Origin of the sequence: Bacillus sp. FSL R5-0709, from assembly GCF_038004785.1 — a bacterium.
Taxonomy (GTDB): Bacteria; Bacillota; Bacilli; order Bacillales; family Bacillaceae_G; genus Bacillus_A; species Bacillus_A mycoides.
Map to the genome: position 1 here is coordinate 2680951 of NZ_JBBORT010000001.1, position 23637 is coordinate 2704587.

Below are 23637 nucleotides of genomic sequence, written 5' to 3' on the forward strand. Positions count from 1 at the left end.
CATTGTAACAACTTTTAAAGAAGGAATAATGAAATTCTAAGATGAAATTATTAAATATATGATTTTTTAAAGAAAGGATACCTATATGAAATATATATTAGATAGGACATATGCAAGAGAATTACTCCAGTGGGCATATGAACAAAACCCAGGTCCGTGGTTCGATCATTCACGTAATGTTGCCCTTGCAACTGAAAAGATAGTTGTTGAACTTATTAATAATGGGTACGACCTAGATGCTGATATAGCATACAACGCTGCCCTCCTGCATGACATAGGAAGATATAAAGGTTTTACTAAATCTGTTATTCATTCCTATGATGGTTATATGTATATGAATGATTTAGGGTATACAGGAAACGCCATTATATGTGTGACGCATTCATTTCCTTGCAAAAATGAGCATTTAGATATCGCGGCAGAGTGGAGCATTGTTCCTGATTATATGGAAAGCCGATTAATTGAAATATTGAATGAAAACAGTGACTACGACTTATACAATAAGGTGATTACCCTTTGTGACGCACTTGCTGATGCGGAAGGCTTTACTACTCTTGAAAAAAGATTGGTTTCAGTTGGTTTACGTCATGGCACAACCTCTCACACTTCTTTACATTGGAAGGGATTCTATGCAATTAAGAAAGAATTAGAATCTTTAATTGGTAAGAGCATATACACACTTCTCCCTAATATAGAGACATCGATTTATAAAAATATAGAATATTAAAATGGGATTTGACTTGATAGAACATAAAGGTAACTTTGATTTTGGATATGAAGATATTGCGGGTATATCTCGGAAATGTAAATTTTCTAATTGTTCGCATACAAATGAACCACACTGTGCAGTAAAAAAAGCTATCTCTGACGGCATACTTTCTGAAGAAATATTTAATAGTTTTTATAGAAATTTAAACGAGGCACACTATGTTTCTAAACAGAGTAATAAAACAAAAGCTATCGACTATATGAAGCAATTGAAACTCTTTCAAAAAAATTAGACTAAACTAGAAAGTCCCCCTTAAAAGAATATTTTAAGGAGGGCTTTTTCTTGTTTAATGATTTTGATGTTTCAATTCCACCAGACATTCTTGTACTAAGGTTACTGCCTGACTCATTGCAGCTCCCCCAGCAAACGCGGCTGAAACACCACAAGCTTCTAAAATTTCTTTATCAGAACATCCTTGGTCAATACAGCCCTTCGTATGATAAATCGTACAATATTCGTCTTGTGTTGCTAAACTAATCCCTAATGCAATGAGCTGCTTTTCTCTTTTAGTTAATGTACCCTCCTGAAAACATGCTTGTGTAAAAGCGTTATATGTTTCTGCAATTTCAGGGATTTGTTGCGTAAAATTCCCTATACCTTCTTTATAATCAAGTAATACATCATTTATAGAGCCATATTGTTGATTTTCCATCGTATATCCTCCATTCAATTTATTCACACTTACTTTAGTATGAGATAAAATAAAGGACATATACAAATATTTACTTTAAAAAATAGAATGAATTTTCAGTTTATTTTACTTTTAAATTTGCACATCTACAGTTTCAGCCCATTATCTACTGACACTTTTTCTTTAGAATTTTTCCTTTCAACCTCTTTACTTCTTTCTTCCCAAAATGTTAAACCTTCAATTCCCACATTTTTAGGATCAAACACTGGATCTTTCCCTTCTTTTTTCTGCGTTTCATAGTCTTTTAACACTTTTAATGCCGTTTTACTTAATAATAGAATCGCGATTAAGTTTAACCATGCCATACTACCGATTCCTAAATCTCCAAGGTTCCATAATAGCGAAGCTGATTCTACGCTACCGATGTAAACCATAATTAAAAACCCAATTTTCAAAACTGGTTTTAACCAGCTATATTTGAGGTCACGATCTAAATAAGTGAGTGTCGTTTCAGCGATATAGTAGTACGCGAGTAAAGTTGTAAATGCAAAAAAGAAGATTGCGATTGAAATAAATAATGGACCAAATCCTGTCATAACAGTTTCAACTGCTTGTTGTGTATAGATTGGACCTGCATCTACATTTCCCATATTCTTTACAATAGCGCTTTTCCCTTCAGGTATTACATTATACATACCTGTTATTAATATCATAAGAGCTGTCGCTGTACATACTACAATTGTATCAATATATACAGAAAACGCTTGAACTAGCCCTTGTTTTGCAGGATGAGATACTTCAGCAGCGGCAGAGCTATACGTTGCTTCTCCAACACCAGCAACATTTGAAAATACAGCACGCTTTACACCCCATGCAATAGCTGCGCCGACGATGCCGCCAAACATTTCATTTACACCAAAAGCACTTGAGAAAATTAAAGCAAACATACTTGGAATTTCCGTTACATTCGCAATTAATACGATACATGTAACAATTACATAACCAATTGCCATAAATGGAACTAGCATTTGAGAAACGCCCGCAATTCTCTTTACGCCACCAAAAATGATAGCTGCTAATAATACGACTAACAATATACCAGTTATATATTTGCTAATACCATTAGAATTTTCAAATCCAACTGCGATACTACTCGATTGAATACCTGGTAATAAAACGCCATATGATAGTGTTACAACGACCGCTACAATGACCGCAAACCATTTCATTTTCAAGCCTTTCTCAATGAAATATGGCGTACCACCACGGTATTCATTGCCTACTTTACTTTTATATACTTGTGCTAATGTTGATTCAACAAATGCACTAGCTGCTCCTAATAATGCCATCACCCACATCCAAAATACAGCTCCAGGTCCGCCGAAAGCGATAGCTGTCGCTACTCCTGCGATATTACCAATTCCAACCCTACCTGATAACGCCAAACAAAATGCTTGAAAGGATGATATCCCAGTCTCCGAGCTCTTCCCTTCAAATAATAGTTTAATCATCTCCTTAAAATAGCGAATTTGTAAAAAACGAGTTGCAATTGTGAAATACACTCCTGCTCCTAATGCGAAAACAACTAAGCCAATACTCCAAACTTGCCCTACTAACCATTCTACTAACTGCTCCATCCAAATCCCCCTTATAATTCTTTTGAAAAAGCAATTTTATATATAAGAAAACGGACAACTATTATTAAACCTTCCAGTTGTCCGCATCTCTCATTATTTCATCCCTCTATTTATTAACAGTTAGACTCTCTATTACTTTATATTTACCCAAACACTTTTCACTTCTGTATAGTTATCAAGGGCGTATGAACCTAATTCACGTCCGATACCAGATTGCTTATATCCACCAAATGGTGCAGCTGCATTTTCTAAGTTATAATCATTAATCCACACTGTTCCTGCCTTTAATTTATTGGCAACTTGATGTCCGGTTTTAATATTTTGTGTCCATACGCCCGCAGCAAGCCCGTAAGACGAGCGATTTGCTCTTTCAATTACTTCTTCTGTCGAATCGAACGGGAGTACAACGACAACTGGTCCGAAAATTTCTTCCTTAACGATTGTCATATCGTCTGTAACATTTGTGAATACTGTTGGCTGTACAAAATAACCTTTTTCAAATGCACGTTTACCACCAGCTGCAACAGTAGCACCTTCAGATTTTCCTTGTTCAATGTAATTTAGCACACGCTCTTGTTGTTTTTTAGATACGAGCGGTCCCATTTCAGTTTCCGCCTCCATACCTGCCCCTAGCTTCACGTTATTTGCCATTTTCACAAGTTCATTTACTACTATTTCATAATGCTTCCGATGAACGAAAACTCGAGATCCTGCGCTACAATTTTGACCATGATTATACATAATGCCTTGGAACGCACCGTTAATCGCTTCTTCTAAGTCAGCGTCTTCTAAAATGATGTTTGGTGACTTACCACCAAGTTCTAACGTTACATGTTTAATTGTTTCTGCAGATTGACGCATAATATATTTCCCTGTAACTGTTGAACCTGTGAAAGCTACTTTATCAATATCATGATGGTTTACAATTGCCGATCCTGCTTCAGGACCGAAACCTGGTACAAAGTTTACGACACCGTTTGGAAAACCAGCTTCTTTAAAAAGCTTCGCTGTATATAGTAAAGATAAAGGTGTTTGCTCTGCTGGTTTTAATACAATCGTACAACCCGTCGCAAGAGCGGCTCCCATTTTCCAAGAAGACATAACGAGCGGAAAATTCCACGGGATAATTTGACCTACAACGCCAACCGGTTCATGGCGTGTGTAATTTAAATAGTCTTTTGAAATTGGAATGGTTTGACCAATAATTTTTGTAGCCCATCCCGCGTAATAGCGGTAATTTTCTACAGTCGCTGAAATATCATCATCAAGTGCTACTTGATATGGTTTTCCATTATCTAAAGCTTCCAGCTGTGCTAATTCTTCTCTATGCTCTTCAATTAAATCTGCTAATTTATAAATAAGGTGTGCTCTTTCAGCAGTAGTCATCTCTGCCCACGGGCCTGATTCAAAAGCAAATCTTGCTGCTTTTACTGCGACATCAACATCTTCTTCTTGCGCTTCACATACGACTGCTAGAACATCTTCAGTTGCTGGATTGTATGTTTCAAACGTCTTTCCACTTATTGAAGAAACAAATTCACCATTAATAAACATTTTAATTTCTTCATTTAAAAACGCTTTCACTTTTGGTTTCAGCTCAATGTTTGTCGTTAACATATATACTCTCCTCCTTATTTAAACAGCTGCATTAGCTGCAATTTCTAGTAAAATAGCTTGAAGCTTTTGATCTTCTTCTTCAGTTAATCCTAATCTCGGATAACGTGAAGGTCCTCCGACTTGCCCATGTAATTCCATTGAACGTTTAACGATTTGCACATACTTTCCTGATCCTTCAAGAAACTCACAAAGAGGTAAAATAGCATCGTTCATTTCCCACGCTTTTTCTAATTCACCATTTTGAAAATGCTCATACATTTTCGTAACGAGTCCTGGAACGATATTTCCGGCTACTGAAACCCATCCCGATGCACCAACTAAATAAGATTCCATAACTAAATCTTCAGATCCGCAGAAGACTTGGAAAGCACCTTCACCTTGTCTTACTAAATCTCTCGCTTTTCGAATATCTCCGCTAGATTCTTTAATATGTGTAACATTTTTACACTCTTTTCCAATACGGAGCATTAACTCTGTGCTCATATCAACACCAGAAGTAAATGGGTTATTGTATAGCATAATTGGTATATTTACAGCGTTTGAGATTTCTTTAAAATGAAAATAAATCTCCTCTTCCTTCGGTTTACAATAGTAAGAGTTTATAATTAATGCGCAATCCGCTCCGTGCGCTTCTGCATGTTTCGTATATTCAATCGTTTCTTTCGTCGTCTCTGCAGCAGTTCCAACAATGACAGGAATACGGCCATCAACTTCTTTTAATACTGTTTCTACCATGTTAAATCGTTCTTCTTTTGATAAACTAACAAATTCCCCTGTACTTCCATTAATAATAATTCCAGCTACCTTTTGCTCAATAAAGTAGTTTACGTTTTGTTTTACGCCTTTCCAATCAATCTCTTGAAATTCATCCATCGGTGTTATTAATACTGGAAATGCCCCTTTAATTTTTTGCATCTTTATCTCTCCCTTTAACATATTATTTTAATAAGAAACCTGTTGGAAACGGATCAGTAGGATCTAATATAAATGTTTGCATACCTGTAATAAACCCTCTACTTTCAAATCGAAAAATGTATCCGAGTTCTTCTTTCTTCACTTTTTCTACTGTTATAAAGCTATTAAAAATACTTTCATTTCTAAAAGGTTTATCCGCTATATAATCATTTTTAAATAATGTATGAACATAAGACACAATAGTAGAAACAAAACCTGGTGAACGTACTATAAAGTTATCTTCATGAAATGTAATCGACTTTATATGGTTCTTTTCTTTTTGCATAGAATCTACTAAAATAAGTCTTTTTATTAATGACTGTTTTTGTATAGTTTGAAGTGTAGCTTCACCCCATTTTTTTAATTTAGAGATGTTTTCAATACTGATTTCTGGCGAATACGTATCTTTTTCTACAACTGCATATACTTTATCTGCCTGTATGAGAGAGTAACTTATATTACCAATCTTTAAATTTTTCTCAATCATATAACATAGTTTGCTTTCAATCGAAACAGATACAACTTCATCATTCTCTACATATGCATCGACTGAAAATATGCCAGATAGCGTTTCGATTTTGTATTGATTAGACTCTCTCTTTTTTAAATACCCGCTTTCTAGTAACATCGTTATTACTGCGACAATGCCTCCGTAATGAAGAGGAATGGATCCTTCATGATTAAAAAACAATACAGCTGCATCCACTTCATTATGAATAGAAGGAACGACAATACATCCATTTAAACCGATAAAACCACGTGGTTCATTTAATAAAAGCTTCATTTCTTCTGCTAATTCACCTGAAAATTGTTCATTTAATTGCTCCAAACTGTAATAGTATTTGCATGGTACGTCTTTCATTACACGAAACGCCTCGCCATTTACGTGTACGTCTACTGCTGTATACATTTTTTGAATGTTCATTTTACATCCTCCGTTTCATGTTCCATCGGCGGAATTAGCAAAAAGCCTTCTTTAAGTGGATCCTTTTCATTGTAAAAAAATCTATGCATACCCATAAGCCAAGCTGATCCCGTAATTTTCGTTACTACAGCTTCAATATTTTCTACATATGTTGTATTCATAACACACCCTTTAAATAAAGAACCTACAATACTCTCATGAACAAATTCTTCATCGATATCAATTTTTTTATGAGCATATAATACAGCTAACTTCGCTGATGTTCCTGTGCCGCATGGAGATCGATCAATTCCTCCTGGCGGAACAACAACTGTATTTTTCACATGCGCACTTTCATGAGTAGGATCTGTATAAAATTCAACATGTGTTAATCCTCTTATAAACGAATACTCTGGATGAATGATTTCAAACTTCTCATTAATTGTATTTCTAATATGAATAGCCTTATCAATGATTGTAGATGCGTTTTCTGGTACTAACTCTAAACCTACTGACTTCGCATCGATAATGGCATAAAAATTCCCTCCATACGCAATATCAGCCTCTACAGTTCCAATTTCTTCGACGTGTACAGAAATATTTTTCAGTAAAAAAGCTGGTATGTTACAGAAGGAGACTTCTTTCGCTTTCCCATCTTGAACAGAAATATCTACTTCAACTAAGCCAGCTGGTGTATCTAGCTTTAAAGAAGTAACCGGTTCAATTACTGGAATTAAACCTGATTCAACTAAAGCTGTACATACACCGATTGTATCGTGGCCACACATCGGCAAATATCCACCTGTCTCTATGTATATAACACCTATATCAGCTTCAGGATGACACGGATCTGTTAATAGTGCTCCTGACATTACATCATGACCACGTGGCTCATTCATTAACAATTTACGAATCCAGTCATACTCCTTTTTCATATGTAACATCTTCTCTGCCATCGTCTCCCCAATTAACTTAGGAAGTCCGCTAATTAATGTCCTCGTTGGATTCCCGCCCGTATGTGTATCAATCGTCGTAAAGACTCTTTGTGACCTCATCCGTTTAACACCCTTTCTGTAAAACGACTCAAACGAAGTTGTTCAATAGGAATGATTGTTTCTTTGTCATTTAATAACTCTTCAATTACTTTCCCGGTTACTGCTGCAAGACTAATTCCATCACCTTCATGTCCTGCTGCTATAAAGTAGTTCGGAATATGTTCCACTCGTGAAATTATCGGCAAATGATCTTCTGTCCACGGGCGTAATCCAGCATATGAACGAATCACCATCATATCTGCCATTTTCGGATAAAAACGAATTGCTCTATTCGCAATACATTTAATAACCTCGTTATTTATCTTCGTATGAAAACCTACAAACTCTCTACTACTACCAATTAAAAAATTTTGGCTTTCTGTCGGTTCAAATACAAGTGCCACCCCATACTTTTCAGTTAAAGCATCCACTTTTCGTTTTCCACCAAATTTAGAAATTAAATAACCAAATTCCATTACTTTACGGCAGCCAACGTGTTGTTGCCTTGAAGCTACAATAATATGTCCCTTTCTCGGTTCAATTGGGATATTCACATCTAACATTTGTCCGATTTTAGGAGCCCACACACCGGCTGCGTTCACCACTTGTTTCGCAGTAAACGTTCCATTTGTCGTTTCTACAATAAAGGAACCGTCTATATCTATTTTTATTTCTTTCACTTCTGTATGATTAAAAGCTTTCGTACCAAATTTCTTCGATTCTGTAAGAAGTGAAAAAGCAAGAAGATATGGATTTACAGTCGAATCAGTTGCGCATTCTAAACCACCTAATAAATCATCCGCAAAAAATGGTGATTCCTCTCTTATATCTTGCCTATCAAGCATTCGAAATGGTAAACCAGCCTCTTTTTGACGATTTACCCATTGCTGCGCTGCCTCCATCTCTTCGTCTGATTCACAAACGAGAATACTTCCTGGCGCCCTATATTCAAATGAATGCTCCAACTCTTCACTTAAATCCGTTACTAATTTTTGACTTACTAACGACATTTGACTATCAAACCCTGGGTCTTTATCAATAGCCAAAATGTTCCCATCACACCGTGAAGACGTCCCACTGACAAATTCTCCTTTTTCGATGATTGTTACGTCTCTTCCGTATTTTGATGTGTAGTACGCGATAGAACAGCCTATAATACCACCGCCTATTATTAAAACGTCACAGTGTCTCACATAGCACCCCTCCTTTCTCCTAAATCTCTCACTTTCTATTTATGCAATTGGTGTGCCAACTCTACATACAGAACTATTTATATGAAATAATTTTTATTTGTAAAAATATTTTAAATTTATCGTAAATAGGTGTATTATTTTTTTATCACTGTCTAAATTTTTATACATAATAGGAGGGCAATATGGCATTTTCATTCCCAACAATAAAAGAGTTAATAAAAATTTTGTCAATTGATTGTACAAGTATCGTTAAGCGCATGAAACAGGTAGGTGAAAAATTTTATTACCTCCATTCACCTACTGAGGAATGGAGGTGCGCAGTTATATATGAAGATGACTCTTTCACTACTTTAATCGACGCATTTTCTCATGAACTAGCCGTTGTCATCATTAAAGAAAATCAAGAGCCTTTATGCTGTATAACTGCTCAGCAAATGATTCCTTTTCTTTATAAGTATTACAATGAACTACTAGCTTTTTATAACACTGTTATTCAAACGTCTGATTCTTCTGTTACAGTCATCGACGATAAAGAATGCGTTCGTACTTGGACAGATGGCGCTGAAAAGATTTTTTCAGTGAACCATAATGAAATTATCGGACAACCCATTACCCGTTTTTTTGATTATAAAGATTTAGAAATTCTGCAATCATTACATGACGGAAAAAGCATAATTGCTCAGTTCCATCAGCCACGTCCAGATTTGTTCGTATTAATTAATTCAAACCCAGTTTATTGTAACGATGAAATTATAGGAGCAGTCGTTTCTGAAACTGATGTTACAAATCAAGTCGCTTTGAATGAAAAACTATTTAATATGTCGCATGAAATGCACCGATTAGAACAAGAAGTAGCAAAATATAAAGATACATCCGATCCTTTCCTTGCGATGAATGGAAAAAGCCCTGTTATACAAAGAACGATTCAATTAGCTAGAAAGGTTTGTTCAGTGAAATCCACGGTTTTAATACTCGGAGAAAGCGGAGTTGGAAAAGAAGTGTTTGCGAAAGCAATTCATGAAGCAAGTGAGACAGCAAATGCCCCTTTCATTTCAATTAACTGCGGCGCAATCCCAGAAGCGTTATTTGAAAGTGAATTATTTGGTTACGAGCGCGGGGCTTTTTCTGGTGCAAATAGTAAAGGTAAGAAAGGTAAAATAGAACTCGCACAAGGTGGTACTTTGTTCCTCGATGAAATAGGTGAAATGCCGCTCGATATGCAAGTGAAGCTTTTACGTGTACTGCAAGAACGAAAGTATTACCGAGTTGGCGGAGAAAAAGAAATAAATATTGATTTCCGCATTATCGCTGCTACAAACCGTGATTTACAAGAAGAAATGAGAAAAGGAACTTTCCGAGAAGATTTATACTATCGCTTAAATGTAGTTAGCTTGCTTATTCCACCGCTGCGCGAAAGACGAGAGGATATTATCGAATTGACGTACTCCTTTTTAAACGATTTTTCAATAAACTATAACAGGCCTATTCGAGACTTACCTTCAAATATTATGCATGAACTACTTCATTACAATTGGCCTGGTAATATTCGCGAGCTCCGAAACGTAGTTGAAAGACTCGTCGTATTTGCGACAGACGGCATTATTAAACAAGAATATTTACCATTTCATACAAATGAAACTTTAGACAATCATACAGCTCAATCCCTATTACTCAGCAACAATAATACGATTCTTTCTTTACAAGAAGAAATGGATGAGCACGAGAAAAAGGTAATTGAAAGAGCTTTACGCATTTTAGATGGTAATAAATTAGAATGTGCGAAACAACTTGGCGTAACGAGGGCCACTTTATATAACCGTTTAAAAAGACTAGGGTTACAATAACCCCTCTCCTCCTCTATATTGGCATAGTTTTTGCATAATAATTTATGTAAACCGAACTAGAGGAGGAATACATATGACGAATAAAGAGAACTTAATTGTTTGTCGTTGTGAAGAAGTTACATACGGACAACTTCAATCGACAATTGCTGAATATAATTGCTCAGCTCGTGAGCTAAAACTAAGAACACGTGCTGGTATGGGTTTTTGCGGCGGTAGAACATGTAGAATGACGATAGAACGAATGGTAGAAAATGCGAATCCTAACATATCCCAAAATGAAATTCCATTAAAATATCAACCACCCGTGCGTGCAGTTACTTTTGGAGCGGTAGGTGAAAATCATGAGTAGAATTACAAATCACCCTATTTTAGGTAATTTAAATAATAATCAGCACATCACTTTTCAATTTAACGGTCAACAATACGAAGCATATGAACATGAAACGATAGCGGCCGCTCTACTTGCAAACGGAATAAGAACGTTAAGAGTACATGAAGATAGCGGAACTCCGCGAGGTATTTATTGTAATATCGGGCATTGTTCTGAATGCCGCGTGACTGTAAACAATCAAACGAATGTACGAGCTTGCTTAACTGTAGTTGAAAACGATATGGTTGTTGACAGCGGAAAACAGCATCCAAATATCGTGAGAGAGATGGTGAAAAAGCGATGATCGATGTAATTATTATTGGTGCAGGACCAGCAGGATTATCAGCTTCCATCTCTTGTGCACGTTTTGGACTTAACGTACTTGTTATTGATGAATTTATGAAGCCGGGCGGGAGATTGTTAGGACAGTTGCATCAAGAGCCTACTGGGGAATGGTGGAACGGAATAGAAGAATCAAAACGTCTTCACGAAGAAGCAAAATCCCTTTCAGTCGATATTCGGTGCGGTGTTTCCGTATATAATTTAGATAAAGATGAGAGTTGTTGGTTCGTGCATACAAATATCGGTACGTTAGAAGCACCGTTCGTACTAATTGCTACTGGGGCTGCGGAGTATTCTATTCCCCTACCCGGTTGGACACTTCCAGGGGTTATGTCAATTGGCGCAGCTCAAGTTATGACAAATGTTCACCGCGTTCAAGTTGGTAAAAAGGGAATCATTATCGGTGCTAATATTTTGTCATTCGCCATTTTAAACGAATTGCAATTAGCTGGCATCACAGTGGATCATATTGTAATCCCTGAAAAAAGCGAGTTAAGCCAAAAGGCCGGTGAACCAGAAGAAGTTTTAAAATCGCTCTTAAATGCGGCTCACCTCGCCCCATCTCCCTTCCTACGTATAGGTAGCCGTTTTATGAAATATGATTGGATTCGAAAAGCTGGATTAACATTTTATCCAAATAGCGGCATGAAAATAAACGGGACGCCGCTTCATCTTCGTAAAGCTGCACTTGAAATTATCGGTACAGATCAAGTAGAGGGTGTACGTGTTGCTAACATTGACTCTAAAGGGAATATTATTAACGGATCAGAAAAGATCTATGAGGCAGACTTCGTTTGTATAGCCGGAGGTTTATATCCGCTTGCTGAGCTTGCCGCTGTAGCAGGATGCCCTTTCCATTACATTCCAGAATTAGGCGGACATGTTCCACTTCATTCAGAAGAAATGGAAACCCCTCTTCCAGGTTTATTTGTAGCTGGAAATATTACTGGCATTGAAAGCGGAAAAATCGCGATGGTGCAAGGGACAGTTGCAGGTCTATCTGTCGCTAAACATGCAAGTGAGAAACTTGACGTAGTCGACCAACAATTACAACAAGCAATTCAAAACGTTCACTCTGTTCGTCAAAAAGCAGCGATTCAATTTAATCCAATGATTGATGTTGGTAGACGGAAGATGAATGAACTTTGGCGTGATTATTCTTCTACATATGCACATACTAAAAAGAGCTGCTGAGATTACTCTCAACAGCTCTTTTCACTACTCGTCCGAGTTATTAAATTTCGCTAATGCGTAAATGCCTTCTTCATCATCTAATTCAAGTTGCAATCTTGCTGCAAATGAATTGACGTTGTATTCTCGATCAAGCAACAAGCGTAGTGCTTCGATTAAGTTTGCTTGAATTAAAATTTGCTGGCGACCATTTACCTCTACTTCTGCAGAGAAACCGTAGTCATCATCATCATACATTAGTTCAACTGAAACTTCTTCTGGACCAACTTGTCGTTTTTCAGCGATATATACGCAAAGTGCATTTATAAGTTCTTGTTCAGAAATTTTTATTGTTTCCATGCTACTTCATCTGCCTTTTTCTTACGTTGATCTTTGAAGTATTTAAATGCACGAACTGCTAACATTACGATACCAGCCATTACTAACATATTTACCATAAACGCTAATACAGAACCAAGTGCTCCCATATTTGCAAATAAGCTACCCATTAGTAAACCACCAAGACCACCTAGTAATAGGCCTTTCATAAAGCCACCTTTATTACTTTTTGGCGCTGTGTTTGTTGCTTTTGTTTTTGAATCAGTTGTCGTTTTTTGTGAATTCACATTAGAATCTTTTTTGTTTAAATCAACTTTTGACTTTTGACCTGAACTTGGTGTATATGATTTTTTACCAGATTTGTAACTTTTCGCTGCCGCATGATCTACGAACATAAAGCTACTAGCCCCAAAGATAACCATGAATGCTGTCATTACTGCTACAAGTTTTTTCAACATATTATATCCATTCTCCTTTTATATAGATATATGTGAAATCTATCTTTCTAGTAAATTCAGAATGATAGATTTGTTTTAAAACCATTTTAAAGGTTCTTATGAACTTATTATATGAACTTTTGTCGAAATATGCAAGCATTATTTACTTACGACAATTTCATGACATAGGAAAAATTAAGCAAAACGGAATTGACTTTAAATGAAACAAAACATATTATAAGTTCATAAGAACTTTTTATAATTTTGGAGGTGAAAAGATGGAAACATTTCATCTCACACGAAACGAAATGGCAACGCTCCTTCTATCACTAAGAGGATGGAATACGAAGAAGCCTCTCGGCATTTTACAAGAAGCTTGGGCAAAGTCACATAAAAAAGATATTGAAAGCGGACAAAGCGTTACTGCTTTTATTACAACCGCACTTTCACCTATTTTTGAAAAATTGATTAAGATTGACGATACGGATGTCGGTTTTTCTTTAAATGAAATAGTTGCGCTTGGCAATCAGATTGAAAACACGAGTTTCTCTGTAACTGCTATGCAAAACTGGGTGAAACGAGATATAAAAGAAATGATTGGCTCCCCTCAAAAAGGGAAGAAATACTCAATCGAACAAGCAGCATTACTATTCATTGTCGAAGATTTAAAAACAGCGCTTGATTTTGAATCTATTCGCAAACTATTACGACTCATCGTAAATGACCCGGCCGATCGAAGTGATGACTTAATCAATCCTGTTCATTTGTACGGAGCATACTCTTCTCTATTTGAAGAACTCAATCAAGGGAATTGCTTACAATTAAATGCAACAGACACAATCCATACAATTGAAAATATCGTGAAAGAAAGAGCTGATAAAATTGCAAGCAATTTCGATCAGGTTAACAACGAACAACGCGAAGCAATTCGTAACGCCATTATTATCGCCACCCTTTCTGTACATACCGCATATGTACAAATGTTAGCGAAACGTTACGTAACAGCAACTTTATTTTTACAAAATTTAGAAGTGAAACCGTAAAAAATAGGAGCAGAAATGCTTCTATTTTTTTATGAGAAATTTTTAATAATCTTTTCATTATCTCTTCATGAAAACTGGGCTTATATCCTTTACTATAATACTTATGAGAGACATAAAAGAATTGAAATGGCAATCCCCTATATAAATAAGGTATAATCTACATATAGTGAACCTTTTATATTGTTAAATAAAGGGGCTTATATTCAAAATTCATAAATTAGAAGGTGCAACAATGTTAAGTAGTTTTATTCATTCAGTATTAACATTTTTTGAGGGATTAGGTTATTGGGGCATAATGCTTGGACTTATGATTGAAATTATTCCAAGTGAGATTGTCCTTGCTTATGCGGGATACTTAGTATTCAATGGTAGTATCTCATTTGTAGGCGCAGTTATATTCGGTACAATTGGTGGGGTTATTGCCCAAATCTTTGTTTACTGGATTGGTCGATATGGTGGTCGCCCTGTATTAGAACGTTACGGTAAGTATATTTTCATACATAAAAAACAAATGGATGCTGCTGAAGATTGGTTTAATCGTTACGGAACTGGCGTAATTTTCACTGCACGTTTCATTCCTATCGTTCGTCATGCGATATCAATTCCTGCTGGTATTACAAAAATGCCATTACTACGTTTCACTACATTAACAGCACTTGCGATCATCCCTTGGTCTATCATTTTCATTTATTTAGGTGAGAAACTAGGTGAAAATTGGGAGAATATTAACGATATTGCTGGACCGTATGTGAAATCGTTCGCTATCGGTGGCGTTGTACTTATACTTTTATATTTCGTAATAAAAAAGTGGACAAAAAAACGTAAAAATCTTGCTTAAGATTATAATAAAAACCGCTATAAATTCATTAAGAATTATAGCGGTTTTTATTATCGGCTTGATCATGTATTAGAAATTGTATTATTTCTTTTTTATGCTTTAAGTCATGCTCGATAAGTGATGAAAAATAATTATTTAACCTCAATTTTTTTGTGCCAAATTGATAGTCATTATTAAAATTCCGAGCAGGAATTCGCTCAATTTGGTCTACTAATTGTTTACGAGTAAAGCTAAATTGATCTATTAGTTCTTCCTTTGAAATACCAGACCTTGCATATTTTATTGCACCCTTATTCATTTCCTCAACATCTGTTGGAACGATATGTACAGATTTCCCGCTTACAAAATATGAAATTCTATACTTCATTAGAAACTCATCCCAAACAATAAAATGTGAAATTACATCCGCAATTGCCCATGAACCTTTTTTAAATGGTTGAAACCATATATCCTCCGATATTCCATTCAATGTTTGGCACCATTCTATTAGATTTAACTTTTCTTCCAGAATCCTTCCTTTCTCCATAATGCACTCCTCTTCCACACTAATAATTCATTCATATTAATGATTTCTAGACATTTCATTAAAACCCTCCAGTCTAAGATTTACATGGATAAGCAACAATTCCACTATAAAATACGTATAGTAACTCAAAAAGGATTGATTCCCTATGCATTGGCAGCAAAAAGTACCATACTTAATCGGACGCCCTGTTGGTGTTTCTCTCATTAATGGGCAAGGGACATCCGGCGTTTTATGCAGAGTTCAAAATAATCAATTATTTGTTTACGAATACCTTTACCAAGCCCAGTTCGCCATGAAACATTATGACTTTAGACAAATTCAAGATATACACGCCTTTCCAAATTGCCCACACCAAAATCCTCTATACTAAAAAACAGAAACGGCTTTATTGCCATTCCTGTTTCTATTGTTTATGCATTATTTTTCAGAGTAAAACTTCTGCACTGCTTCATCAAAATAGATCCATCCTTTCCAGCCTAAATGAATCGTATCTTTTAAGAAATACTTATCATATTCATGGCTAGAAAAATCGACTACTGGGTATCCTGCTTTCTCAACTTGATCGCGAACCTTATTGTAATACACATCACGACGTTCTTTTGGGAAACCAGCGTAATCATACCACGGTCCGTTTACAGGCACAGAAATAAAGAGTGGTTTTACATTTTTTTCTTTGAAAAGATCTAAAACAATTTGTAAGTCATCATATTCTGGTGAATCATCATACGATTCATTTGCTCTAAAGTTTTTTAAACCTTTTAATTTTTTCTTTAAATTATGTTTATAATAATATGGATTTTCAATTCCGAATGTATTTGTTGTGGATCCTACTTTACCTTCTTGTTCCGCATGTTTACGTGCATCTTCCCAAGAAAGCGAACGTAATCCCATATTTGTTTCCTCTTTCATCGGTTCGATCTTAAATAGAGAGTTAAATAAATCTCGATGATCTAAAATGTTCCGGTACATATAAGCTAGCGGTTTAGCTAGTCCAGCTTTTATGTTATGTTTTGTATCGTTATATACAATACTTTCTAGCGAACTACTTAATATCGCATCCTTACGAACAACTTTATAATCTAGTATACGTTTCGCGATTTTTTTCTTCATTTCAGGCTTTATTTCGTCATTAAAAATAAAGTGATAGGCTTGTTGTTTGGAGAAATTATTTGTAAAATCCCCTTGTGATACACCGGTTTTTGTAAACCATTGTGGTGAAAGAACAAAGACTACCTTTTTACCTTCTAATTCATCCATTGTAGACGTCATATTTAATATATGAGCCAAGCTTTGCGTACCACCAGTCCCTATTAAAAATGGAGTAAAACCTGCTGGATTTACTCTAAAATAGTTAGATGGATGATATGCATCCATTCGTAAAAACTCTGATGAACCATACATCGGTAAATAATGCGAATTCTCTAACATTTTCTGTTGCAAGAAAACACTTTGTAATTTCTCTTTTTGTAAGGAGGTTGCTGCATCTTCTATCTTTTTATCGCTTATTAGTGACACTAAACTCTTAGATGGAATAAGCAATACAATGAAAAAGAGTACACAGGCTAAAATAATTGGTCCGAAAGCATGCTTCATCTTCATCGTTTATTCCTCTTTCTATTGCTAATAAATTGTAACCCTTGTTTATGACACGTCATCATTTTTCTCCTTTTTTCTATACATGTCCCATTCTATTTATCTATTGTATACATGTATGTATTCCTCTCTTTTCTCTGCAAATTCATACATTCATAGAGAAAGAAAATGTTTCCAAAGAAACATGTTAATTATACAAGATTCTACATAAATTTCACACTGGAATTTATGTAATAATTTTATTTTTAAGCTATGAAAAAACTTATAAAATGTCTATAATTCATTTGAATCTATAAGAAAAAACAGACTATCACATACGTGAAGTCTGTTTCTCCATCACTTTATTTTTGTACATCTGCCCATTTTAAACTTGTAGCTGGACCGAATTGATGTACATATAATTCTTTCACATATGGTTTTTGTAAGTAAGAAAGACCGCGCTGGAATACTGGTGCAATTACCGCATCATCAAGGAGCACTTTTTCCGCATCTTGCAGTGCTTTCCAACGAGCTTTTTCATCATTACCTAATTCTGTTTTAATCTTCTTAATTAACGCATCATATTCTGGATTTGCATATCCTGTATTATTTACGGTACTTCCCGAAAGGAAAACTTCTAAGTACGTCATTGGATCTGGATAATCAGGTAACCAACGTGATAACGACATTTCGTATTCTTTTTTCTTCTCTAACGCTAATTTTTGCGTATGTGGTTGTAATTTCACATTTACTTTTAGCCCCGGTAAGTTTTTCTCAAGCTGTTCTTTAATATATTCGCCTACCTTTTTAAAGTTCTCTAAGTCATAGTTTAATAGTTCTAACGTCACTTCATTTGTGCCTGTCTCTTGCTTCGCCTTTTCCCAATATTCTTTCGCTTGTTTTACATCCGTCTTATTAAACTCACCTGCCGTACTTCTAAAATCTTTCTTATCTGGTCCTTTTAAAAATCCTTTTGGTACGTAATAATTCGCAGCAACTGATCCGTCATTTAAAAATGATGTCGCCAAGCCCTTTTTATCAAACACTGTACTTAGCGCAAGACGTGCATTTTTATTTTTAAGAATCGGCACATTTTCATTGAAACGGAAGAAATACATAACCGGATCTGTATATTGTTTCAAATCTTTATTATTTTTATATTTATCTACGAATTCTGTTGAAATGACAGCTCTATCAACTTTATCTGTCTCATATAAATTTACCGCAGTTGAAATTTCTTTAACAATTTGATAGTTTACTTCATCTAACTTCACTTCTTTTTTATCCCAATATTTATCGTTTTTCTTCATTGTAAAGCTCGCTTCGTGCTTCCACTCTGATAATGTAAACGGCCCATTATATATCGCTTTATTTGCCTCTAACCCGTATTTATCACCTTGCTCCTTCGCATATTTTTCATTAATTGGATAGAAAGATGGTAAAATGAGTAGTTTCGTAAAATACGGTACAGGATGTTCCAGCTCTACAACGAACGTTTTATCATCCTTTGCTTTCACACCTAATTCTTCTAAGCCTAATTGTTTCTTATTTATCTTCTCCGCATTTTTCACATCGTACGCGATATATGCATATTGAGAGGCTGTATCTGGATTTATAAGTTGCTTCCAAGCATATACGTAATCATGAGCTGTTACTGGATCTCCGTTAGACCATTTCGCATCACGTAAGTGGAATGTATATGTCTTACCATCTTTACTCACTTCATATTTTTGTACTCCCGCTTGAATCACTTCATCATTTTTCGATAAACGGAATAACCCTTCCATTACGTTATTCAAAACGTTAAATGATACCGCATCTGTTACTTTCCCTGAATTTAATGATGGAATTTCACCCGTTTCTAGTAGTTGTAATACTTTCTTCTCATCTTTCGGCTTTGTAGCTGTTTTTTCTTTAGCACAGCCTACTAAAAATGAAGATACAAGTAGAGTACTAACTAATGAGTAGCGAACAACCTTTTTCATATAAAGCCCCCCTATCTTTTTTAAGGTAAGTAACGACGAGCACCAGCGTATTCTTCTATATATCCTGGTGTATTTAGCGGTATAATTTCTACCGATCTTTCAGCCTTTGGAGAGTGAATCATATTTCCATCACCAATATACATGGCAACGTGATGAACACTACCTTTTCCTTGATTATGTGCAAAGAATATTAAATCGCCCTTTTGTAGGTTTTCTTTATCAACCGCAATTCCTGCTTTTGATTGTGGCCCAGAATCCCTCGGTATTGTAATGCCATGTGATTTATAAATCGTATGTGTAAATCCAGAGCAATCAAATCCAAAACCACTTGTACCAGCCCATATATACGGTAATCCTAAAAACATTTTTCCGGTGTTTATTAAGTCATCAGCGGTTGGAGTCGGAATATCATTTTGAGAATGGTAAACAGTTCCATCATTTTTCCGTAGCCACGCCTTCTGACCATTTGGTAACAATACGCGGTATGAGATCGTATCTTCACTTAATAGCGGTAAACGCGTATTATAACTGACTTCTAGCGATTTATGTTTTTCAGAAGGGTTAATATATACAATTGCTGTCGGTTTCGTTACTAATACAAAAGCTTCGTTTGTTTTATCTGCAAATTCCTGATTATACGTTAATTGTTTTTCAGGCATCCACCCTGGATACCCTTCTTCATTTCGCGGCGTTGGCTGTCCGTGCACTACTACTTTTACCCAATCACCTTTTTTATCAATTACTGTTACTTCTTGACCGAGTAGCGCTTGCGTTTCTAATTTATTTGCACTCGTTAACCAAAGCTTCTCATCTAGCGTCATTGATTTCGTCCACTTCCATAAATCAACTGGATTTGTCGCACTCGGTGCATCAATTGGTCGTAATGAATCTGGTGCAGTCCATAACGTTGCAGCAGATACATCTATAAATGCTTTACTATCCTTCTTCTCTTCAGCATTCACCGAAGTAAACGATGAAAATATAAATAAAGTTGTTAAAAATGCAGTTCCTACTTTTTTCATATATATCCCCCTTATAAGATAGTTTACTAGGTACTACTTCTAAGATTGTATATTCACTATAGAATGCAGGTTTACCTTTGGACCAGTGTAAGTCATCCCTTCTGGCTCTTCTACTAACCATAACGGTGCATCAAGATCAAAGTAATGAATATTCGGATGAGCCGCAGCTAAATGGGCAACAGCGCTAACTGAAAGTGAAGATTCCATCATACTTCCGACCATACATTTCACACCTGCTGCTTCCGCAATATCCGCAATTTTCCATGCTTCTCGTATGCCGCCGCATTTCATTAATTTAATATTAAGTAGGTCTGCATATCCTCCTTGGACAATCTTTAATGCGTCTCTTGCCGAAAACATACTTTCATCTGCCATAATAGGCGTTTGTACATTGTCCTTCACGTACTTTAATCCTTCCCAATCTTTCGCATGAACTGGTTGTTCTACAAATTCTATATTTAAATTTCTATTCTCCATTTCTCTAATAATAGAAACCGCTTCTTTCGGTTTCCATCCTTGATTTGCATCTAAACGTAACGTCGTATTCTTTGGTACTACATTTCGAATTGCCTCTATGCGTTCTAAATCTAAATGTGCCTCTTTACCCACCTTAATTTTTAATGTTTGGAATCCCTTTTCGATATGCTTTTTCGCTTCTTTTGCCATTAATAAAGGCTCATCAACACTTACTGTAATATCAGTATAAATCTCTTTCTTCCCACCTAACAATGCATATAACGGTATGTTGTGAAATCGACAATATACATCGTATAAAGCCATATCTACCGCCGCTTTCGCACTTGTATTTCCTATACAGCTCATTTGAATGTGTAACAATAACGTTTGAAATTGCAGCACATCTTTATCAACTAATACGGAGCGAATTGGCCCTAATATTGCTTCCTCAATCCCGTTGGCAAAATCACCTGTAATAACCGGTGTTGCTGCAGCAGCTCCTTTTCCAACAATCCCTTCATCTGTATGAATAAACACATCTATACTTTCGATTTCCGTTACAGTGCGAAGCGCAGTTTTAAACGGTGTATGAAGCTTTACATGTCGGCGGTTTACCTTCACATCGGTAATTTTCATTTTGTTCATCCTTTCATTGTTTATAGAGTGCTACTTTAATATCCGGGTGGCTTTTCCGTTAATGCGAAACAAAAAAATCCAGCCATAAGAAGATTCTTACGGCTGGATTTTGTCTATGAATGGGTAGACAAAGCAGCGATCTGATTATATTTTTTCTGTGCATCCTTTAGCGCTACAAGTAGCGCCTTTTGACACGAACCGAAGTACCGATTTTTTATTTCTGTTACTAATGCTGGGTCATTAATATTTTTATGTAGAAACAAATATTTAACAAATTGAGATGTTAATGCAATTGTGGCTGAGCAATCTGCATCTACAATTTCCCCTGTATCCTTCTCAAGTACAAATGCTACAAAATAACTTTTGAACTTTTCGGTAATGGGATTATTTTGAGGTGCTTTCGCATCCCCTACGACGTAAATTGTATTTGAAGCGTACACAGCTATCTTCCTTTCTTATACGAGGATAACGGTTTTCTTAACAGACGTATAAGCTGTTAACTCAACGTTGATTAAAAAATGTATCCGCTTACCTTGTATTATATACAATTGACAGAATTTTAACAATATTTATTTTGACATATATTCCATAATTATGAAAATCTCTTAAAACAATTAAAATTGGCTCAAACTTCTCATTTTTACAATATGTCATTTCTCCTTGTACCATGACATTCACACTACAAACAACTTTTCCCTCATACATCAAAAAACAGTTAGCTATCGCTAACTGTTCCACCACTTCACTTTGGCAATACGAATATTGTTTCGTTTGACTTAGAAAATTGATACTCTTTTCTAGCAAACTTTAAAATCTCTTCTTCATTATCGGTTAAATTCTCAATGTTAGTCTTTAAAGAACCTTGATCTTTCTTTAAAGAAACTAATTGTTTCTTTTGATTTGTTATTGTATTTTTTTTGCCATTAATTACTTCTTGTTGTTTCGTTAAAATATATTGAACGTACAAAGTAGTCGCAGCAATAAAAATGAACATGAAAATAAAACGCCTTAACTTCTTCTTATTTATAGTTCGCTTGTCGTTAGGCTGTGATAGTTGCTCTGGTATATTAGGAACATTGACTCTTTTGAGTTTCCTCATTTTCAAATCCCCCTAACCCATATTTTCTCACTACCATAGGCACGATCTCTTACTAACTTAAATTCTATTCTTATAAAATAACCTCCTTCACAAAAAAATCTCACAAATTAACCAATTAGAGATAGCGTTCGACGACATCTCTGTATTTAAAATGAGAATTTTTATTTATGCTGCTATAAAATAGTAGTTTATGTTATTCTTTTTCCCCAATTGTAGAAAACATTTTTACACATATAAATTCTAGTTTTGCATACCGATGTTATAACATGCTTACAAGGAGGAAAAATGATGCACTACCGTACATTAGGTAAAACTGGAATTACTGTTTCTGAAATTGGCTTTGGAGCGTGGGCGATTGGCGGCGATGAATGGGGTCCTGTTAACGACAAACAATCTATAACCGCTATGAAGAAAGCAATTGAATGTGGCGTAAACTTTATTGATACTGCTGATGTATACGGATTAGGACATAGTGAAAGGTTAGTAACTCAAGCGATAAGAGAGCACCGTAATAATATCGTTTTATCAACGAAAGGCGGTTTAATTGGGCATCACTATGATCCAAGTGGAGAGCCTGTTTATAATACTGCAGAAAAAGTGATCGCAGTATTTGAAACTAGCTTACTGCGCCTAGAAACAGATTATATTGATGTTTATTTCTGTCACATTTGGTGGGATAAACAAGAAGAAACAGAAGCATTTTTACGAGCATTTGAAATATTAAAACGGGACGGAAAAGTAAGAGCTGTTGGTGTTTCAACTCACGACATACAATATATAAAACACTTCAATAAAAACAATGAAATTGATGTTGTGCAACTTGATTACAACATATTAAACCGAAAACCGGAAAACGACATACTGCCCTACCTACAGGAGAACAATTTAGGAGCTGTTATACGCGGCCCTTTAAAAATGGGGATATTAACTGGAAAATTTACAAATAAAACAACTTTTCTTGACGGAGATTTACGCAAAGAATGGCCAAAAGAAAAGTGGTTTCAAGAAGATTTACAAAAAGTAGAGAAACTACGATTACTCTCAAATGAAAATCAAACCTTAGGGCAACTTGCACTTCGTTATGTCCTCACTCATCCAGCGGTATCGGTCGCAATTCCTGGCGCAAAAACAGAAAAACAAGCGAAAGAAAATGCAGACTCGTCTATCCGTCCGATTCTTACAGATGAGGAATTAGCGCATATTCAGTCAATATAAAACA

At 35.6% G+C, this 23637-nt stretch carries 27 protein-coding genes; 10 read left to right on the forward strand and 17 right to left on the reverse strand.

Going from position 1 to position 23637, the window contains the following annotated elements:
• Nucleotides 1–85 precede the first annotated feature (85 nt).
• A complete protein-coding gene (locus MKX37_RS13680; protein WP_003189790.1) occupies nt 86–727 on the forward strand; it encodes an HD domain-containing protein in 642 nt (213 codons plus the stop codon).
• A gap of 1 nt (nt 728) precedes the next feature.
• Nucleotides 729–1001, forward strand: a complete 273-nt coding sequence (locus MKX37_RS13685) for a hypothetical protein (RefSeq protein ID WP_033713265.1) — start codon at nt 729–731, stop codon at nt 999–1001.
• A 54-nt stretch (nt 1002–1055) separates the two neighbouring features.
• Here the strand turns inward: MKX37_RS13685 and MKX37_RS13690 are convergent, their stop codons facing one another.
• The 7 genes from MKX37_RS13690 to MKX37_RS13720 all read right to left on the reverse strand — a co-directional run bounded on the left by MKX37_RS13690 (nt 1056) and on the right by MKX37_RS13720 (nt 8739).
• Nucleotides 1056–1421: a carboxymuconolactone decarboxylase family protein gene (locus MKX37_RS13690; RefSeq protein WP_002168216.1), complete on the reverse strand. Its 366-nt coding sequence runs from the start codon at nt 1419–1421 to the stop codon at nt 1056–1058.
• Nucleotides 1422–1546: 125 nt separating this feature from the next.
• The gene (locus MKX37_RS13695; RefSeq protein WP_002185654.1) at nt 1547–3037 is read right to left on the reverse strand and encodes an alanine/glycine:cation symporter family protein; all 1491 of its coding nucleotides are present in this window, start codon (nt 3035–3037) and stop codon (nt 1547–1549) included.
• A 132-nt stretch (nt 3038–3169) separates the two neighbouring features.
• On the reverse strand, nt 3170–4654 hold the full coding sequence (locus MKX37_RS13700; RefSeq protein ID WP_002032614.1) for an aldehyde dehydrogenase family protein: 1485 nt from the start codon (nt 4652–4654) through the stop codon (nt 3170–3172).
• An 18-nt stretch (nt 4655–4672) separates the two neighbouring features.
• Nucleotides 4673–5569 (reverse strand): 4-hydroxy-tetrahydrodipicolinate synthase, encoded by an 897-nt coding sequence (dapA, locus tag MKX37_RS13705; protein WP_078422347.1) that lies wholly within the window; start codon nt 5567–5569, stop codon nt 4673–4675.
• 22 nt (nt 5570–5591) lie between these two features.
• Nucleotides 5592–6533 (reverse strand): proline racemase family protein, encoded by a 942-nt coding sequence (locus tag MKX37_RS13710; protein ID WP_016120361.1) that lies wholly within the window; start codon nt 6531–6533, stop codon nt 5592–5594.
• Nucleotides 6530–7567, reverse strand: coding sequence for a proline racemase family protein (locus MKX37_RS13715; RefSeq protein WP_001257535.1), 1038 nt, complete (start codon nt 7565–7567; stop codon nt 6530–6532). Before MKX37_RS13715 ends, MKX37_RS13710 begins: the two co-directional genes overlap by 4 nt.
• Nucleotides 7564–8739 carry an NAD(P)/FAD-dependent oxidoreductase gene (locus MKX37_RS13720; protein ID WP_003189778.1) on the reverse strand — a complete coding sequence of 392 codons (1176 nt, stop codon included), beginning with the start codon at nt 8737–8739 and terminating at the stop codon, nt 7564–7566. Before MKX37_RS13720 ends, MKX37_RS13715 begins: the two co-directional genes overlap by 4 nt.
• 182 nt (nt 8740–8921) lie before the next feature.
• Here MKX37_RS13720 and MKX37_RS13725 point away from each other — a divergent pair, with 182 nt between their 5' ends.
• The 4 genes from MKX37_RS13725 to MKX37_RS13740 all read left to right on the forward strand — a co-directional run bounded on the left by MKX37_RS13725 (nt 8922) and on the right by MKX37_RS13740 (nt 12489).
• Complete coding sequence (locus MKX37_RS13725; RefSeq protein ID WP_003189777.1) at nt 8922–10583, forward strand: sigma-54 interaction domain-containing protein; 1662 nt, start codon at nt 8922–8924, stop codon at nt 10581–10583.
• A gap of 73 nt (nt 10584–10656) precedes the next feature.
• Nucleotides 10657–10932, forward strand: coding sequence for a (2Fe-2S)-binding protein (locus tag MKX37_RS13730; RefSeq protein WP_003189776.1), 276 nt, complete (start codon nt 10657–10659; stop codon nt 10930–10932).
• Nucleotides 10925–11257 carry a (2Fe-2S)-binding protein gene (locus MKX37_RS13735; protein ID WP_033713751.1) on the forward strand — a complete coding sequence of 111 codons (333 nt, stop codon included), beginning with the start codon at nt 10925–10927 and terminating at the stop codon, nt 11255–11257. The genes MKX37_RS13730 and MKX37_RS13735 overlap by 8 nt, the downstream gene beginning before the upstream one ends.
• Complete coding sequence (locus MKX37_RS13740; RefSeq protein WP_002127769.1) at nt 11254–12489, forward strand: NAD(P)/FAD-dependent oxidoreductase; 1236 nt, start codon at nt 11254–11256, stop codon at nt 12487–12489. The genes MKX37_RS13735 and MKX37_RS13740 overlap by 4 nt, the downstream gene beginning before the upstream one ends.
• A gap of 24 nt (nt 12490–12513) precedes the next feature.
• Here the strand turns inward: MKX37_RS13740 and MKX37_RS13745 are convergent, their stop codons facing one another.
• Both MKX37_RS13745 and MKX37_RS13750 read right to left on the reverse strand, forming a co-directional pair.
• On the reverse strand, nt 12514–12825 hold the full coding sequence (locus tag MKX37_RS13745; RefSeq protein WP_078422348.1) for a YxcD family protein: 312 nt from the start codon (nt 12823–12825) through the stop codon (nt 12514–12516).
• A complete protein-coding gene (locus MKX37_RS13750; protein ID WP_002032604.1) occupies nt 12813–13262 on the reverse strand; it encodes a hypothetical protein in 450 nt (149 codons plus the stop codon). Before MKX37_RS13750 ends, MKX37_RS13745 begins: the two co-directional genes overlap by 13 nt.
• Nucleotides 13263–13519: 257 nt before the next feature.
• Here MKX37_RS13750 and MKX37_RS13755 point away from each other — a divergent pair, with 257 nt between their 5' ends.
• Nucleotides 13520–14284, forward strand: coding sequence for a DUF1836 domain-containing protein (locus MKX37_RS13755; protein ID WP_016127125.1), 765 nt, complete (start codon nt 13520–13522; stop codon nt 14282–14284).
• A gap of 232 nt (nt 14285–14516) precedes the next feature.
• Entirely contained in the window at nt 14517–15122 is a 606-nt protein-coding gene (locus MKX37_RS13760) for a DedA family protein (RefSeq protein WP_002032601.1), read from the forward strand.
• Nucleotides 15123–15150: 28 nt separating this feature from the next.
• Here the strand turns inward: MKX37_RS13760 and MKX37_RS13765 are convergent, their stop codons facing one another.
• Complete coding sequence (locus MKX37_RS13765; RefSeq protein WP_002165617.1) at nt 15151–15648, reverse strand: DinB family protein; 498 nt, start codon at nt 15646–15648, stop codon at nt 15151–15153.
• 145 nt (nt 15649–15793) lie between these two features.
• On the opposite strand from MKX37_RS13765, the gene MKX37_RS13770 reads away from it, so the two are divergent.
• A complete protein-coding gene (locus tag MKX37_RS13770; RefSeq protein ID WP_002127774.1) occupies nt 15794–16018 on the forward strand; it encodes a hypothetical protein in 225 nt (74 codons plus the stop codon).
• A gap of 47 nt (nt 16019–16065) precedes the next feature.
• Here the strand turns inward: MKX37_RS13770 and dltD are convergent, their stop codons facing one another.
• From dltD to MKX37_RS13805, 7 genes are all read right to left on the reverse strand, one after another.
• Nucleotides 16066–17247 carry a D-alanyl-lipoteichoic acid biosynthesis protein DltD gene (gene dltD / locus MKX37_RS13775; protein ID WP_078422541.1) on the reverse strand — a complete coding sequence of 394 codons (1182 nt, stop codon included), beginning with the start codon at nt 17245–17247 and terminating at the stop codon, nt 16066–16068.
• 335 nt (nt 17248–17582) lie between these two features.
• The gene (locus tag MKX37_RS13780; RefSeq protein WP_078422540.1) at nt 17583–19205 is read right to left on the reverse strand and encodes a peptide ABC transporter substrate-binding protein; all 1623 of its coding nucleotides are present in this window, start codon (nt 19203–19205) and stop codon (nt 17583–17585) included.
• Nucleotides 19206–19225: 20 nt separating this feature from the next.
• Nucleotides 19226–20227: a C40 family peptidase gene (locus tag MKX37_RS13785; RefSeq protein WP_078422539.1), complete on the reverse strand. Its 1002-nt coding sequence runs from the start codon at nt 20225–20227 to the stop codon at nt 19226–19228.
• 39 nt (nt 20228–20266) lie between these two features.
• Nucleotides 20267–21328, reverse strand: a complete 1062-nt coding sequence (locus MKX37_RS13790) for a dipeptide epimerase (protein WP_176126856.1) — start codon at nt 21326–21328, stop codon at nt 20267–20269.
• Nucleotides 21329–21432: 104 nt separating this feature from the next.
• Complete coding sequence (locus MKX37_RS13795; protein WP_002127779.1) at nt 21433–21759, reverse strand: DUF3870 domain-containing protein; 327 nt, start codon at nt 21757–21759, stop codon at nt 21433–21435.
• An 88-nt stretch (nt 21760–21847) separates the two neighbouring features.
• The gene (locus tag MKX37_RS13800; RefSeq protein ID WP_002127780.1) at nt 21848–22123 is read right to left on the reverse strand and encodes a hypothetical protein; all 276 of its coding nucleotides are present in this window, start codon (nt 22121–22123) and stop codon (nt 21848–21850) included.
• Nucleotides 22062–22418, reverse strand: a complete 357-nt coding sequence (locus tag MKX37_RS13805) for an FtsB family cell division protein (protein WP_002085024.1) — start codon at nt 22416–22418, stop codon at nt 22062–22064. Before MKX37_RS13805 ends, MKX37_RS13800 begins: the two co-directional genes overlap by 62 nt.
• Before the next feature lie 288 nt (nt 22419–22706).
• On the opposite strand from MKX37_RS13805, the gene MKX37_RS13810 reads away from it, so the two are divergent.
• The gene (locus MKX37_RS13810) at nt 22707–23633 is read left to right on the forward strand and encodes an aldo/keto reductase (RefSeq protein WP_002127781.1); all 927 of its coding nucleotides are present in this window, start codon (nt 22707–22709) and stop codon (nt 23631–23633) included.
• Nucleotides 23634–23637: the final 4 nt, after the last annotated feature.